13 protein-coding genes are annotated in these 16,782 nt (G+C 43.7%); 10 read left to right on the top strand and 3 right to left on the bottom strand.

Annotated features, from left to right (window positions below):
- Window positions 1-267: 267 nt before the first annotated feature.
- Window positions 268-585: an SMR family transporter gene (locus tag ABDW16_RS25905; RefSeq protein ID WP_343673836.1), complete on the top strand. Its 318-nt coding sequence runs from the start codon at window positions 268-270 to the stop codon at window positions 583-585.
- A gap of 20 nt (window positions 586-605) precedes the next feature.
- On the opposite strand, the gene ABDW16_RS25900 is transcribed toward ABDW16_RS25905, so the two are convergent.
- The 3 genes from ABDW16_RS25900 to dinB form a co-directional block, all read right to left on the bottom strand.
- Entirely contained in the window at window positions 606-1,106 is a 501-nt protein-coding gene (locus ABDW16_RS25900) for a GNAT family N-acetyltransferase (protein ID WP_343673835.1), read from the bottom strand.
- Window positions 1,107-1,136: 30 nt separating this feature from the next.
- Window positions 1,137-1,565: a MarR family transcriptional regulator gene (locus tag ABDW16_RS25895; protein ID WP_343673834.1), complete on the bottom strand. Its 429-nt coding sequence runs from the start codon at window positions 1,563-1,565 to the stop codon at window positions 1,137-1,139.
- Window positions 1,566-1,711: 146 nt separating this feature from the next.
- On the bottom strand, window positions 1,712-2,857 hold the full coding sequence (gene dinB / locus ABDW16_RS25890) for a DNA polymerase IV (RefSeq protein ID WP_343673832.1): 1,146 nt from the start codon (window positions 2,855-2,857) through the stop codon (window positions 1,712-1,714).
- A gap of 560 nt (window positions 2,858-3,417) precedes the next feature.
- On the opposite strand from dinB, the gene ABDW16_RS25885 reads away from it, so the two are divergent.
- The 9 genes from ABDW16_RS25885 (at window position 3,418) to ABDW16_RS25845 (ending at window position 16,778) form a co-directional block, all read left to right on the top strand.
- On the top strand, window positions 3,418-3,870 hold the full coding sequence (locus ABDW16_RS25885) for a hypothetical protein (protein ID WP_343673830.1): 453 nt from the start codon (window positions 3,418-3,420) through the stop codon (window positions 3,868-3,870).
- A 340-nt stretch (window positions 3,871-4,210) separates the two neighbouring features.
- A complete protein-coding gene (locus tag ABDW16_RS25880) occupies window positions 4,211-4,810 on the top strand; it encodes a tetratricopeptide repeat protein (RefSeq protein WP_343673828.1) in 600 nt (199 codons plus the stop codon).
- Between the two features lie 399 nt (window positions 4,811-5,209).
- Window positions 5,210-5,806, top strand: coding sequence for a sigma-70 family RNA polymerase sigma factor (locus ABDW16_RS25875; RefSeq protein ID WP_343673826.1), 597 nt, complete (start codon window positions 5,210-5,212; stop codon window positions 5,804-5,806).
- 59 nt (window positions 5,807-5,865) lie between these two features.
- The gene (locus tag ABDW16_RS25870; protein ID WP_343673824.1) at window positions 5,866-6,996 is read left to right on the top strand and encodes a FecR domain-containing protein; all 1,131 of its coding nucleotides are present in this window, start codon (window positions 5,866-5,868) and stop codon (window positions 6,994-6,996) included.
- Between the two features lie 473 nt (window positions 6,997-7,469).
- Window positions 7,470-10,778 (top strand): SusC/RagA family TonB-linked outer membrane protein, encoded by a 3,309-nt coding sequence (locus ABDW16_RS25865; protein WP_343673822.1) that lies wholly within the window; start codon window positions 7,470-7,472, stop codon window positions 10,776-10,778.
- Window positions 10,778-12,166 carry a RagB/SusD family nutrient uptake outer membrane protein gene (locus ABDW16_RS25860; RefSeq protein ID WP_343673820.1) on the top strand — a complete coding sequence of 463 codons (1,389 nt, stop codon included), beginning with the start codon at window positions 10,778-10,780 and terminating at the stop codon, window positions 12,164-12,166. Before ABDW16_RS25865 ends, ABDW16_RS25860 begins: the two co-directional genes overlap by 1 nt.
- 97 nt (window positions 12,167-12,263) lie before the next feature.
- Window positions 12,264-13,190, top strand: coding sequence for an ABC transporter ATP-binding protein (locus ABDW16_RS25855; protein ID WP_343673819.1), 927 nt, complete (start codon window positions 12,264-12,266; stop codon window positions 13,188-13,190).
- A 1-nt stretch (window position 13,191) separates the two neighbouring features.
- Window positions 13,192-15,447: a DUF4350 domain-containing protein gene (locus ABDW16_RS25850; RefSeq protein WP_343673818.1), complete on the top strand. Its 2,256-nt coding sequence runs from the start codon at window positions 13,192-13,194 to the stop codon at window positions 15,445-15,447.
- Window positions 15,448-15,542: 95 nt separating this feature from the next.
- Window positions 15,543-16,778 (top strand): AAA family ATPase, encoded by a 1,236-nt coding sequence (locus ABDW16_RS25845; protein ID WP_343673817.1) that lies wholly within the window; start codon window positions 15,543-15,545, stop codon window positions 16,776-16,778.
- Window positions 16,779-16,782 lie beyond the last annotated feature (4 nt).

The raw sequence follows: 16,782 nt of genomic DNA, 5'->3' as shown, positions 1-16,782 counted from the left end.
TTGGGGATTAGGCAGGTGAGTTTGAGCAGGATAAGGACCAGGCAGTAAGATTGGAGGTACTTGGGGTGAAGTTCGATTGAAGTTTTTTTAGACTTTATTTGAAGTTTATTTGAACTTCGGTTGAGGTTCTTTTCGGCTTCATTTGAAGTTTATTTGAACTTCGCTTGATATTCTTTTGAACTTCTTTTGAACGGGATGATTGAACTTTTTTATCATTTGTATAAAATTTTCTCCTGTTTGCGCCGGACCTTTGCGGTCATGAATTGGATGATATTAGTTTTAGCAGGGTTATTAGAAACAGCCTTTACCTTTTGCTTAGGAAAAGCACAGGCAGCCAGCGGGTCTGTCGCTTATGGCTGGTATACAGCCCTGGTGATTGCGATGGCCTTCAGTCTTGGACTGCTCATGAAAGCTGCACAGACGATTCCTATTGGTACGGCGTATACGGTATGGACGGGGATTGGTACGGTTTGTACAGTATTGGTGGGAATTTTTGTGTTCAGGGATCCTGTGAATACCTGGCGGATTATATTTATTACGTTACTAATTGGGTCTATTATTGGACTGAAGGTAGTAGGAGAATGATCCTTTTTCAGGATCATTCTTTACAATGCCAAATCAAACCGCAACTCAGTCAGCGGTTTATCGAAAGCGGTCGAAAACTTCTCTTCTGTTTGTTTAAATCCGAATTTTGTGTACAAAGAAATTGCAGTTTTCTGCTCTGTCGTTGTCCACAAATAAACGTTCCTGCATCCTGATGCCTTTGCATAGTTTATAAATTCCCCCATCAGATGCTTTCCTAATCCAATCCCTCTATATTCCGGCAGAAATATAAAATACCTAAACTGGATGTCACTATTTCTATGAACTCCAACCAGTGAACCAATGATCTGTCCTTCATGTTCACAAATCCAGACCCTATCCTTTTCGGGATCATATTGATGCGCGAACTCTCCCAGGCCATCCAGTACATATCCTTCAAAATTAATTCCGTACCCCATTTCCTTTGCATACAATTTCGCGTGTATATACGCCAGAAAGCCCAGGTCTCCGGGTTGTAAGTCATTTCTGATGGTGATATCGGCTAAATTTATTCCTGCACTCATGATTCTCCTGTTTATTGTCTATTTTGTTTATTAATTATCCTGCAATATCTTCCTGATCGCCTGCATATGCGCAACCAGGGCTTGTTGCTGTTTACTATTCAAATGACTTATCAATCCGCCGATCTGGTCCTCTGTTGCATTTGTCAGTTCTTTAAACAGCTTCTCTCCTTTCCCCGTCAATGACAATACAATGGCACGCCCATCCTGCTCGGAAGCCTTTCTGGCAATCAGTCTGTCTTTTTCCAACTTCTTCAGAATTCTGCTCAGATAGCTCTTATCTATATCCATTGCCGACATTATATGAGAAGCCTGGGCTTCCCGGGCAGTATTAATCTCGTACATAACACGGACTTCAGATAAAGAGTACGCACTGTTGAGCAAATGCTTATTCAACAGGCCGATAAGGTCTGTATAGAAGCGGTTGAACGCGCGAATTTCCTGGATGGTTTTTATTGACATGGTAGGGTAAAGTTACTATTTTTAGTGGACAAAGTCCACTAAATAAAAAAGTTGTCTTTTTCAGGGATAAATACCGGCGCCAGGCATTGGTAATGGCCGGGGTATCAGTTTTTTTTTTGTGGAAGGTACTGGTATATAATTCAGGTTCATAGCATCCCTGCTCTCACTAATGCACCTGCGCCAAACCGTTTCTTAATATTATCTATTGCCCGGTACAATTGAATCATCTCCTGTGTATCATCAAACAAGCTAATCTGATAATTACCAGGCACGAGATCAGAGAACCGAATTCCCACTAATCTCGCCTGTATACGCCGGTTATACAACTTATCAAACAATTCCTTTGCAGTGCGCAGCAGTATATGGTCAGAAGAAGTATAAGGGATGGACAACTGTTTTGTAACGGTATCGAAGTTAGCATACCGTAATTTTACAGTCACACAACCTGTCAGTTTATTCTGCTGGCGCAGCTCAAAACCTATCTTCCCGGTCATGCGCGCCACTTCCCTGTTCAGGAATGTCAGATCAATCGTGTCATTATTAAAAGTTTCCTGTGTAGAAATACTCTTCTGTTCAGAATAAGGCACAACAGGTGTATCATCAATTCCATTTGCACGTTTTGACAATTCTAAGCCGTTTCTTCCTAATCTGGCACTCAACAAATCCGGGGGAATTTCGGATAAGGCACGAATCGTCTTTATGCCCATCTCTCTTAATAAGGTCGCTGTCTTATTTCCTATCATTGGCATTTTCTCGATCGCCAGTGGTGCGAGGTATGACTTTTCTTCCCCGAAGGGAATGGCTGTCTGACCATCAGGCTTGACTTCATTCGTGGCTATTTTGCTAACCAGCTTATTCGAGGCCAGCGCGTATGTGACTGGTAGTCCTGTCTCCTTATAAATTTTTGCTTTGAGCTCTTTACTGAATTTGTGGGTATTGTAAAATTTGTCCAATCCCGTCAGGTCGGTGTAGAATTCATCGATAGAAGCTTTTTCAAACAGAGGTACTGATTCAGCGACCACTTCAGTCACCTGGCGGGAGTAGTTGCTGTAATCTTCATGATCGCCTTTGATGACGGTTGCATGCGGGCATAGGTGCAAGGCAGTTCGCATGGGCATGGCAGAGTGTACGCCAAAAGCACGGGCTTCGTAACTACAAGCGGCCACTACACCCCGCTCTCTACCTCCTACGATCAGCGGCTTTCCTTTGAAAGCACTATTCTTCAGGCATTCGACGGATACAAAAAACGCATCCAGATCAAGATGAACAATGGATCGCTCATGTAATTTCATATCTTCTCTATTTTAAGGTAAGTCGGCAATACAATATTACTAATATATTTAGTATTTAAAGCTAATTAAATTAGTATTTTCATTTGAATGTGCGATAGTAAAGGGGGTAAGAGAATTAAAATAGTTGAAAAATATAGTCGATCCGCTACTTTTTTCCTTTCTTTTCCCGATTTAAAATTTGACACGGGGGGTGGGTATTTTTTTGTAGGGTTATTTATGGGTACAGCATTTATCTTCGATCACTGTAATCGTGATTTATTTACTTTTGAAATTCGTCTTTAGGTTTAATTTCAGGAAAATTCTAAACAGGTGCATGCGAAATGATTCGTGTGTGAAAGTATACTACTGGTGAGTATGCGGGATATAAATTTGTATCTGATGGATTTGAATGATGGTGTATTTTTTAGATAAGGTGTAGCTGGGCTTAGTGTAGTTAATTTTAAAAAGAGTGAGTAGTAGGTAAATGTAGGTGGTTAGTGGGTTATATGAGATTGGGGTGAGGAGAAAAATGAACAAGAATGAACAGAAAAAAACCGGAAGAAAGGAAATAAATTTGGGGAATGAAGGTAGAAAAATATGTTTGTGTACCCGATGCCACCTTTACCAATTTTATGTTTGAAAGTCAGGGACCGAAGGGGGTTATCAAAAAGAAAGTTAAATATGAAAAAGTGGATAACGGGGATGGAGCGCTATTCAATTTATCATTTGGAGATTATGATGAAATTACTGACATAATCAGTGATAATAGTGTTTCAAATAATAAAGATAAATCCATAATTCTTGCGACCGTTGCAGGTACAGTCATTGATTTTACAGATCATGCGGGGCGTGTATATGTACATGCAAAAGGAAGTACTCCTTCGAGGACGAGATTATACCAGATGGGTATAAATGCTCACAGAGAGGAAATAGAAAAACTATTTCACGTGTTTGGATTGCGGAGCAATGAATGGGAAAAATTTCAACCGGGTGTCAATTACGACCGGTTTATGGTGATTAGAAAAAAAGATTAATAAATTTAAAACCAGAAAATATGTTATCAAATATTTCAATTACAACTAAAGAGAGGATCAAAACTGTAAGAATAAAATCACAGTGTCCTCCTGTAATGCGGAAAAAAGACGATTATATTTGGGCCGCACCATTAGCAATAGCGATGGAAGGATATGACAAATGTCCATTCCCATTTACAACATGGAGGTCATTAATATCAGAATAATCTTTTCAAAAGGTGCTGTACCATATGATACAGCACCTTTTTATTTGGATACCTGATGGAGACAGGTCATCATTTAAGCGATTTTCAGGAAGTTCATTTATTTTCGGGACAAACTCATTTTCCAGGTTAATCCAATGACCTACGCCCAACAACACCGTGCTTTCATCAAAGGCTACCATCTCGCCTTCAATATACGGGGAAGAAAGAAAGACTGGCCAGCTATCTTTGACCTCTGGTATACTGCTGCCTGCAATGGCCACAAAAGAGCCCAATTTTACCTTGCTACGCTTTATGACAATGGCAAAGGTATTCCCCGGGATATTCAGGAAGCATTCAACTGGTATATGAAAGCCGCAGAACAGGGACATATGGAAGCTATGTTCAATATCGGGTTCTTTTATTATAATGGTGAAGTCGTTGCGCAGGATTTCAAAACCGCTGTTCGCTGGTATACACGTGCCGCGATAAGAGGAGATATTATGGCGCAAAATGCCCTTGGCGTTTGTTACTTCCAGGGGGAAGGGGTTAAAAAGAATGATAAAAACGCTGTATTTTGGTATAGGAAAGCTGCCGGGAGTGGTGATTTAAATTCAATTTATAATCTGGGGCTGTGTTATAAATGTGGGGATGGGGTAAAGCAAAGTGATAGGTGGGCGAAGCATTATTTTGAGAAAGCGGCGGAGAAGGGGCATAAGAAGTCATTAGGGCAGTTGAAGAGATATTATAATGAATAAGGAGCCAAAAGGGATGGAAAATGGCTGACTGGTTATTGTTAAAGAGGCATTATTAAATCAGGTAGCCCCCAAAAGAGCTCAAAGCGGCTAACTGGCGTTGTTAAAAAGACATTATTAAATCAGGTAGCCCAAAAGAACACAAAGCGGCTGACAGACTATTGTTAAAAAGACATTATTAATCAGGTAACCTCAAAAGAGCTCAAAGCGGCTAACTGGCTATTGTTAAAAAGACATTATTAAATCAGGTAGCCCCCAAAAGAGTACAAAGCGGCTAACTGGCTATTGTTAAAAAGACATTATTAAATCAGGTAGCCAAAAAGGATCGCAGACAGCTAACAAGCAATTAAAAAAATAGTATTTTTGACCGAATGCAAAATGCGTGTCAAACTTTCGGCTGACTTGACAATTCTTACTTCTTATAACGATCCGGATATCATCCTGCGCTTCTCGCAGGGCGACGAACATGCATTCCGCACCATCTTTAATGCACAGCTCCAACCACTGTGCTATTTCGCCCACAAAATCTTAGGGCAGAAAGAAGAAGCGGAAGATGTAGTCAGCACCGCCTTTGCGGTACTCTGGGAGCGCCGTGCCCAATTTAATAATGGCGGCGCTATAAAATCATTTCTGTACGTCACCGTCCGCAACGCCTGCTATGACCTGATCAAACATCGCCAGGTAGTGAACAATGCGCAGGAAACCATCACCGACATCAACAGCGAACCAGACATCACTATCGACGCCCGCATTCTTCAAACCGAATTATTACAACTGATCCTTTCAGAACTGAAAAGTCTGCCAGAAAGGTCAAGACAAATCCTGGAATATAGTTTCCTGGAAGAAAGGAAAACAGGGGAAATAGCCGGGTTGTTATCTATGTCGGAAGCTCATGTAAGAATGGAAAAGTCAAGAGCCCTGGTACAATTGAGGAAGTTGTTACTGGAGAAGCAACTGCTGGAAGTAGTAGTAATATTATTGGCATTGATCAAAAAGTAAGAAAAAATATTTTTTCCATTCCTTGTTGCACTTTCCAAGCCCGGTCGTTTTAATATCATATGCAACCACAACCATTATTGCTTCGCGTGCTTTACAAATCCTGGTCGCAGCAACCACTCTCGCCAGAAGAATCCCAGGCTCTCACTGCCTGGCTCTCCGCCGATACCCACAACCAGCAAGTATTCACCGAGATCTCCTCCGGCCAGTGGCCGCACCATGATCTGCAATATTACCACCAGGTATCCCCTGATAAACAATGGGCACGTGTGCAACAAAAAATCGCTCTTCAACAGCGACCTGTCAGAAAAATGCGCTATCAATGGGCCGCAGCCGCTGCCATCGCAGTCCTCCTCGTCTCAGGCGCTACCTGGTACCTGATACGCCACCAACCAGTCTTCACTAAACCAACCATACAACTGGCCGATATCCAGCCAGGCAAACAAGGGGCTACCCTTACCCTCGCCAATGGCGAAAAAGTAGTTCTTGACAGCCTGGCGAACGGTCAGATCTCCGGCACCAACGCCTCTTTAACCAACGGCCAGCTTAGTTACAAAGCCTCCAATACCGGTACCAGCTACAACACTATGACCACCCCAAAAGGGCGTCAGTTTGTAGTCGTCCTGCCCGACGGCTCCAAAGTATGGCTCAATGCGCAAACCTCCCTCCGCTATCCAACCGCCTTTATTGGCCCGGAAAGACGCGTGGAAATTATCGGGGAAGCCTATTTTGAAATAGCTCCCAACGCCAGTCAGCCATTTTTCGTAAATATCCCAGGCAAGGCAGAAATCGCCGTACTGGGTACCAGCTTTAATATTAACGCTTATACAGACGAATCAGCAATCAACACCACCCTGATAGATGGTGCTGTGAAAATACAAAACACGTTGCTGCGGCCGGGACAAACCGCACAGCTCAACACAGCTTTGACAATCGTAAACGCTGATGTGGAGAAGGTCACCGCCTGGAAGAACGGTATATTCAATTTCGAAGGGGAATCCCTGCAGGAAGTCATGCGACAACTCGCACGCTGGTATGATATAGAAGTGGTGTATGCTCCCAATGTACCCAATATCATATTTGGAGGCAAGATGAGCAAAGATGTGCCACTGGCGGGGTTATTAAGAGGATTGGAAGCCACTGGTGTGCATTTCAGGCTTGAAGCCGGCCGCAGATTGGTCGTTTATAAATAACCGGGGAACATTGGCGAATAGCCAAAACAAGGTAAACCGGAGGTGGTGGAATACTTTCCAATAGCCAAAATCAATATAAAAACAAGGTAAACCGGAGGGGGTGGCACACTTTCCAATAGCCAAAATCAATATAAAAACAAGGTAAACCGAGAGTGGTGGCACACTTTCCAATAATCAATATAAAACAAAACAAACCGGGAGTGGTGGCACACTCCCCAAAACCACCAGGAAGCCGTAAAACACTTCCTAATAGCCAAAATCGATATAAACATACCAGGGCTGACAAAACAAAACCGGAAGTGGTGGAACACTCCCGGTAGCGTATGGCCCTGTAAAAATTAGCTTCAAGACTCCTTTTTAACAGCCAAACAATGCAATTTATGCAAAAAACTGCAAATTGGTCAGGGCTCCCTATACCCCTGCCACAACGGTCGCAGCAGCAATCGCGACTTCAACCAAATCTGATAAGAGCAATGAAATTAACAGTGATCTTATTAACTATGGCCTTTCTACAGGTGCAGGCCACAGGATTTTCTCAACGTATTACTTTGACGGGAAAACATCTTCCGTTAAAACAGGTGTTCGATGCCGTCGAAAAACAAACCGGCTACGTCGCCTTTTACAACAGGGATGTACTGCAACAGGCCACTCCCGTATCTATCTCGGTACAGGACATGTCACTGACAAACTTCCTCGACCTGGTACTCGCCAGAGAACCCCTCTCCTACCTCATCGAAGGCAAAACTATTTACCTTTCTAAAAAAGAATTCTCCGCAGCGCCGACAGAAATTCCCATTCCAAGAATTGATATCACCGGCATTGTGAAAAATAAAGCAGGCGAAGTCCTGCCAGGTGCCTCCGTACGCGTAATCGGACTGGGCGGCACCACTACCAGCCCCAAAGGCAACTTCACCATTGGCGGCGTAACTGAAGGCATGATCCTGCAATTCTCTACGGTGGGATATGCACCCATTGAAATCGTGATTCACAGATCAGGCGAAGAATGGAATGCTGCACCCCTCAGCACTAGTTATAACAGGAATGTCATCGTAACAAAAAATAACGGTCTGCAACTCACGGTCATTCTTGAAACCGCTATCAGCAACCTGAATGAAATCGTAATCAACAAAGGTTATTATACTGAAACGCAAAAACTTTCTACCGGCAGCGTAGCCAGTGTAGACGCAAAAACTATCGAGAAACAACCTGTTACCAATGTACTCCAGGCTTTACAAGGTAGAATGCCCGGTATGACCATTGTACAAAGCAATGGCTTCCCTGGCTCTGCGTTTACCGTACAGGTAAGAGGTGTAAACTCCCTGTTGCAAAATTCACAACCACTCTACATTGTAGATGGTGTACCCTTCCTCTCTGACGCTATCAATGCCCAGACAGGCTACGTGATCAATGGCGCCAATGGTGCTACCAGCCCACTCAACAGCATCAGTCCAACAGATATCGAACAGATTGAAGTACTGAAAGACGGCGATGCCACCGCTATCTACGGATCCAGGGGTGCAAACGGCGTGATCCTCATCACCACTAAAAAAGGACGCGCAGGCAAAACACAACTTGATATCAATGTGAACACCGGTATGTCTCGCGTGCCACATATGCTGAACACACTCAAGACGCCACAGTACCTTGCACTGCGCAAACAGGGCTTTGCCAACTCAGGTCTGACAGCCACTACCAGCAATGCACCAGACCTGCTTACCTGGGATTCTACCGGCTACACCGATTTCCAGAAACTCCTGATCGGCAATACCGCCAAAGCGACTGATGCAAACATCAGTCTTTCTGGTGGGGACACGAGAACCAACTTCCTGCTCAGTGGTACTTTTCACCATGAGACAACAGTATACTACATGGATAAGTTTTACAGGCGCGGGTCTATGAACGTAAGCATCAACCACCGTTCTTTAGATCAGAAATTATCTATCGGCTTTTCTGCCATGTACCTTGCAGATAATAATACACTGGCCCTGCAGGACCTGACTACGCTGGCTTACCAGTTGTCACCAAATTTCCCGCTGTATAATAAAGACGGCTCTTTATATTTCAATACCTATTTTTCCAATCCACTGGGGGTGATGTCTGTGACCAACAGAAATAAAAGCTCTAACCTGAACAGTAGTCTGAATATCCGCTATAACCTGCTCCCCGGGCTCGACCTGAAAGTAATGGGTGGTTTTGGCCGCGCAGATATGGACCAGGCACAGCTCACACCGAGAGCAGCACAGGATCCGACTTCTACAACGGCTGTTTCAAGAGCGGCCTTTGCCTATAGCTATACCAACAATTACATTGTAGAACCACAAATCAGTTACGAAAGGGCACTGGGTAAAGGAAAGCTTTCCGCGCTGATAGGCGGATCATGGCAATATCGTAAATCAAGACAACCGTACTATACAATCGCCAGCAACTTTACTTCTGACGACTTTATTGAGAACATCGGTTCTGCAGCGACAGTAACCACTTACTCCAGTTCTACAGATTACAAATTCGCCTCTCTGTTGGGCCGCCTGAACTATGTATACAAGGATCGTTACATCGTAAATGGTATTTTCAGAAGAGATGGTTCTTCCCGCTTTGGTCCCAGTAACCGCTTCGGTAACTTCGGAGCAGTAGGTGCCGCATGGATTTTCTCAGATGAGAACTTTATGGCTGCACAGCATGCCTGGCTAAGCTTTGGTAAGTTACGTGGTAGCTTTGGTATCACAGGCTCTGATAATATCGGCAACTACCAGTACTTAGATTCCTATTCTTCAACTACATACAACTATAATGGTTATACTGGTTTAGTGCCTTCCCGTATTGCCAACAGCAACTACAAATGGGAACAAACCCAAAAGATTGAAATAGCACTGGAACTGGGTTTCCTGAAAGACCGCATCCGCTTCACGCCGGCTTATTATAGGCACCAGACAGGCAATCAACTGGTAAGTTATACCATCAGCACACAGTCCGGTTTCTCTTCTTACCAGGCGAACCTGCCTGCCAAAGTGCAGAACAGGGGTCTTGAATTCACCCTCAACACCTCCAATATTCAGAAGAAAAACTTTAGCTGGACAAGTAATTTCAACATTTCCTTTAACAGGAATAAGCTGAAATCGTTCCCGAATATCAAAAAGACTTCTTACTACAGCAGTTATATAGTGGGCAATCCTATTTCCAGCATCTATGTATATAAATATGCCGGGTATGATAGCACTACAGGCCTGCCGAAAGTTGAAGACCTGGATAAAAATGGAACTATCTCTTATGGATTATATCCGTTGGGATTGGGTGACCGTTATTACTTTGGTACTTCCTATCCTAAGTATACAGGAGGTTTCAGCAATACCATTACTTATAAGCAGTTTACACTGGATATCATGTTCCAGTTTGTAAAACAGATTGGTACAGATATCATGTCTACCTCATTGTATCCCCCGGGATATATCTACAATCTTTCTGAAGACGCCCTGGCTAAGTACCTCGCTGATGGCCCTGCAGATCAGAAACATGTCCGGGCCAATTATTCCACCGCTATTGGCAACTACATGGCGTCTGACAGAATGCGCGTAGATGCTTCATTTTTACGGCTGAAGAACGTAGCCTTCAGTTATGAGTTGCCAACAGACATTGCCCGTAAAATGCATATGACAGCAGCGAGAATCTATGTACAGGGACAAAATGTACTGACATTTACAAAGTACAAAGGCTATGATCCTGAATCACAGGGCCTCACACTGCCCCCGCTGCGTACTTTCACTGCTGGCCTTAAACTTTCACTCTAATGACTACTACAATGTTCAAATATATTATTGCAGGTATGCTGGTAGCAGGTAGTTTAGCTTCCTGTGAAAAGATGATCGAAATACCAGCGCCTATTTCAGAGACTTCGTCGGAACGGGTGTTTAGTTCCGACAAACTGGCGCTCTCCGCGCTTTCAGGCGCCATGAGCAGCACCACAAATTCACAGGCCTTTGCCATCAACCTGACCACTATTAACGGCATGGCGGCAGATGAACTGCTCTATGCCGCGAATACAAACTATGACGAGATCTCCACAAATATCTATTCACCATTGTCCGCTGCCTCCGGTACGTCACTAATCAATAGTCTCTGGTCTGATATTTATGCGGCAATTTATCGCTTTAATAGCGTGATCGAAGGTGTAACCGCATCTACCGCTTTGAAGGACTCATTAAAGACACAGATCATCGGCAATGCAAAATTCATGAGGGGGCTTTGTTATTTCTACCTCGTGAACCTGTATAAAGAAGTACCATTGGTGCTGCAGACAGATGTAAATGTCACTTCACTACAACCGAAAAATACGACCACGGAAATTTACACGCAGATCATCGCAGACCTCATAGCTGCAAAGGATGTATTGCCGGAAAATTTCACTTCGCAATCAGGTTCAAGAACAGTGATTACAAAGTGGGCAGCGAGCGCTTTATTAGCCAGGGTATATTTATATACAGAACAATGGCAGCTGGCACACGACGAGGCTGCTAATGTGATTGATAATAACGGAGGTTTGTTTGCCATGGGTACGCTCTCTAATGTAACTGTGAAAAACAATACAGAAGCCATCCTGCAATTTGGCAGTTATCTGAATGCGACTTCGGGTTATACGTATATGGGACTGGCATTGGCAGCTTCATACACCCAGTATACAATGACCGACACGCTGCGGCATAGCTTTGAAGCAGCGGACCTGCGTGGACAGCAATGGTACAGAACCTTCACTTATAACAACGTGATCACTTACCAACCATACAAGTACCAGAATAATACCACTGGTACAACCCGACTGGAAGCGCCTACGGTACTGAGACTGGCCGAACAATACCTGATCCGTGCAGAAGCCGCTTTGCAATTGCAACTGACGGATGCTGCAAGAACAGATATGAACATCGTTCGCGTTCGCGCAGGTCTTGGTGCCAGCACTTCCACAGATGCTGCCACACTGGCCTTGGAACTGGAATCAGAGCGCCGGCACGAGTTGTTCTGCGAATACGGTCACCGCTGGTTCGACCTGCGGAGAACCGGTCGTATCAATACCGTACTGGGTGCACTGAAATCTACCTGGACAGCGAAGGCAGCCTATTTTCCACTCCCTCAAAGTGCTATAAACGCCAATCCAAACCTGGTTCAAAACCCGGACTATAACTAGTCTGTTAAGGTTGTCTCAAAAGTAATTTTAACGCTTCGGGAATCGTATATCCGAATTTTTCTTTTGAGACAACCTCTTTCCTCTAGAAAATAATACTATGAATACAAGTATCGTAAAGATCGGGCACCTTTCGCACCGGTATAGCAAGGCATGGGCTATCAAAGACATCAACCTTGAGATTATCCAGAAAGGTGTAACGGGGTTTCTGGGCTCTAATGGTGCCGGAAAATCCACTACTATGAATATCCTGTGTGGGGTATTGAACCAGACAGAAGGTACTGTGCTGATCGATGGCATTGACCTGCGCCGGCAGCCACTGGAAGCAAAAAAGCTGATTGGATTTCTGCCACAGAACGCACCCCTGTATTTAGACCTCACGGTAGATGAATACCTGCGGCATTGTGCCTATATGCGCCTGATACCGGACAACAAAGTAAAAGCCGCGATGGACGAAGCCAAGGAGCGCTGTGGTGTAGCCCACTTCAGCAACCGTTTGATCAAGAATCTCTCTGGTGGATACAGGCAACGTGTAGGTATTGCCCAGGCCATTATTCACAAACCGAAGTTAGTCGTACTGGATGAACCTACGAATGGTCTTGATCCCAACCAGATTGCAGAAGTGCGGTCACTGATCAAAGAAATAGGTGAAGAGCGTTCCGTATTGTTTTCTTCACACATACTCGCAGAAGTACAGGCTACCTGCGATACAATTCGTATGATAGAACAGGGACAGGTAGTATTCGACGGCACCGTGGATGATTTCAATAATTACATCGCACCATCTGCGATGGTATTGTACATGGAGCAACCACCGGCTATTGAAGAACTGTTGGCCATACCGGGAGTAACAGCAGCGAAAGCCATTTCCCACAATAAGATCAGGGTCAGCTTCAATACCACGCCTGCTATTGCTGAAGACATGATCAGGTATAGTGTGGAAAGAGGCTGGCGCCTGCAGGAATTGCACCTGGAAAGAAGTTCATTGGAAGAAATCTTTGCAAAATTGTCAAACAAGAAAAAATAGTATGAAAACAACTTTCAGGATAGCGAAGTTAGAACTGAGTAACCTGTTTTATTCACCGGTGGCTTGGGTGGTGTTGGTTATATTTTTAGTACAGGGAAGCTGGGAGTTCAGCGCCATGCTGGAACGGATGCAGCGTGCCCAGGATATGGGTGGCCTCAATCCGGGGGTTACCAATACCATGTTTGCCAGCTACTTTGGAATCTTTGTGAAGATGAAGGAATACCTGTACCTGTATATACCTCTGCTCACGATGGGCCTGATCAGTCGCGAGATGGGCAGTGGTTCTATTAAACTCGTGTATTCATCTCCAATAAAGGTGAGTGCGGTTGTGTGGGGCAAGTACCTTGCAATGGTATTTTATAGTTTCCTGCTGATGCTGTGCCTGGGGGTATTGCTGGTGGTGACGGCATTTGTAGTAAAGGATGCGGATGTATGGCTCATATTTGCCGGCATACTTGGATTGTTCCTGCAGGTATGTGCGTATGCAGCGATAGGTTTGTTCATGTCTTCACTCACCACCTACCAGGTGGTAGCAGCGATTACTACACTTGCCTTACTGGCAGGATTGAGTTATGTAGGCAAGTTATGGCAGGAACTTGATTTCGTGAGAGACCTGACTTATTTCCTCTCTATTTCAGGAAGAGTCGATGAGTTCATTGAAGGACTGGTATCGAGTAAGGATGTGTTTTATTTCCTGATCGTCATCTGCATGTTTGTCGGTTTAACAATATTGAAGCTGCGGAGTGACAGGGAATCCAAACCATGGTTTGTAAAATATGGAAGGTATGCAGCATTAGTGCTGTGCGGACTTTTGTCAGGCTATGTTTCTTCCCGGCCTACACTGGTGGTATACAAGGATCTGACAGCACCTGCGAGCAGAACATTGACACCAGCCAGCAGGGAGATCGTGAGCAAATTGAAAGGGCCACTGGAAGTAACAACCTATGTGAACCTGTTGGATGAGAACTACTTTTCAGCATTGCCAATTTCAAGAAATTCAGATCTGAAAAAATATGATCAGTACTTTAGGTTTAAGCCGGATATTTCTATTAAGTATGTGTATTATTATGACACCTCTTCCAATGTAGATTTGTTTGCACGCAATAAGGGCTTGTCTGCCAAACAGGTGGCGAAGAAACTGGCGGAGACCATGAAACTGGATTTCAAAGACTTTCTTTCTCCTGCTGAGATGAAGAAACAGATTGACCTGAGCGGAGAGCAGAACCGGCTCGTGAGACAGATTAAATGGGGGAATAAAACAACTTTCCTGCGTACGTATAATGACATGATGCGCCAGCCGGGTGAACAGGAATTTGCGGCAGCTTTGAAGCGGCTGGCCGTAAACCCGCCCAAAGTAGTATTTATGACAGGGCATAACGAAAGGAGCATAAAGAGGATGGGCGATGCGGATATCAAGTTACCTGCTTCCGAGATTACCTTTAGATATTCGCTGGTGAACCAGGGTTTCGATGTTACCGAAGCTACCATGACTACAATACCGGCAGATGCAGCAGTGGTGGTAATTGCAGATCCGCGTACATCTTATACAACCGCAGAACTGGCAGCACTGAAAAAGTACATTGACAATGGTGGCAACATATTGATAGCCGGAGAACCATCCCGAAAAGAGATGGTGCAACCCGTATTGGATTTAATTGGTGCAAGACTGGATAATGGGATAGTATTACAGCAGAGTGAAGATTTTGCTCCTTCATTGTTTTTAGGAAAAGTAGATACAGGCGAGGTGATGAAACCAAGTCCAAGATTACTGTCTGGCGTAGTATTTCCAGGTACCGCCACAGTATCCTGGAATGCCGGCAATGGATATACAGCAATACCGCTGGTGAAGACGAACCCTCAAAATACCATCCGCCGTGTGGTACCTGTGGATGACAGTTTAAGGACTGTAATATATAATGAAGCATTGAAAGATGAAAAAGGTGTATACCCGGTAGCGGTAGCTTTTACAAAAGGAAAGCAACGGATACTGGTAGCAGGTGATGCCGATTTTATGAGTAACTCGGAATTGCTGAGAAGTAATATACAAACAGGGAACTTTACATTTCTGATGAATCTGTTTAACTGGTTTTCTTATAAAGAGTTTCCCGTAGACGTATACAGGGCCCCTTCGAAAGATGACCAGGTATGGGTATCGGCAGCGGGGGTCAATGTGATCAAATGGATATTGTTAGGATTATTGCCGGGGTTGATAGCTGTGATTGTAACAACGATTTTAGTGAGAAGACAACGACGATAATGAAATGGAAAAAGCCACTTTGATAAGTGGCTTTTCTATTTAATCATTCCGGGATGATTATTTGAAAGAATGATAATTTTTCGGGATATTGAATCATGGAACAGTTAAAAATCAGAAAATTTGGCCCCCTGAAGGAGGTGGAATTGAACATACAGGATTACATGATTTTTATAGGCCCGCAGGCGGGTGGAAAAAGTACTATTTTAAAGCTGCTATATATTTTTAAATCTTTACGGGAAGAAGTTTTCAGAACAGTATCAGATTTGGTGGAAGGGTTACATACTGACCCGCTTCCGGAGTTAATATTAAAGAAACACATAGCAGATAAATTCAACCACTTCTGGAATAACCTTTCACGTTATGGTGATTTCTTTTTGAAGTATGCTTATGAAGATGATAAGGTGATTACCATTTATCAGAAGAAGAAAGTAATAGCGGTAACATTTAGTGAAAAACTGGAAGCAGAAATCAGGGACATTTTTGCAGCCTTAAAAACTTTTATTACAGAGCGATATAAAGATGCCAGTAAAGAGACAAAAAAGAAATTTTACGCGGAAATGGATGGATACATTTCCAGGTTGTTTGGAAAAGAAAAGATACCTGTCTATATACCGGCAGGAAGAGTGATGGCATATGGGGTTGCTGACAGGTACCTGGACCAGCGGATAGACAATGCGATGAAAGTATTTATTCAGCAGGTAGCAGAAATGAAGCCATTATATATACATCAGTTGGAAAAGATGGTCAATAATGAGGCGGCACTTAATATTATGGACAGGGAAAGCCTGGAAATGAGCATCACGCGGATAAAGCAAATACTGAGGGGAGATTATTTGTATGAGAAAGAGAATGAACGAATCAATTTAGAGAAAAAGGGAACCTATATTGAACTGCCCAATGCCTCGACAGGTCAGCAGGAGTCACTGTGGTTACTGATGCAACTCTTTACAGCAATGCTGAGCGGGTTGGAATATTTTTTTATCATAGACGAGCCGGAAGCACATTTGTACCCACTGGCACAAAAGCAAATGATAGAGTTGATTACGCTGGCGGCAAACTATTCGGATAACCAGGTAGTGATGACAACTAATAGTCCGACAGTGTTAAAGACAATCAATAACCAGGTGTATGCGGGTAGCAAAAAAGGAGAACAGGTTGCACAGGTCATGAATAGTAATCTGTGGCTGGAAGGTGAAAAGGTGAATGCATATTTATTAGAAGAGGGGGTGATCAGGAGTATTATAGAAGAAAATAGTAAGATGATAAAACCGGCCGAAATGGATTCAGCCGGTGCTATGATATTGGAAGAATTTAAATTGCTGACGAAATGAGATA

The organism is Chitinophaga sp. (genome assembly GCF_039596135.1).
Classification (GTDB): Bacteria; Bacteroidota; Bacteroidia; order Chitinophagales; family Chitinophagaceae; genus Chitinophaga.
This window is presented reverse-complemented; position numbering and strand designations above follow the sequence as displayed.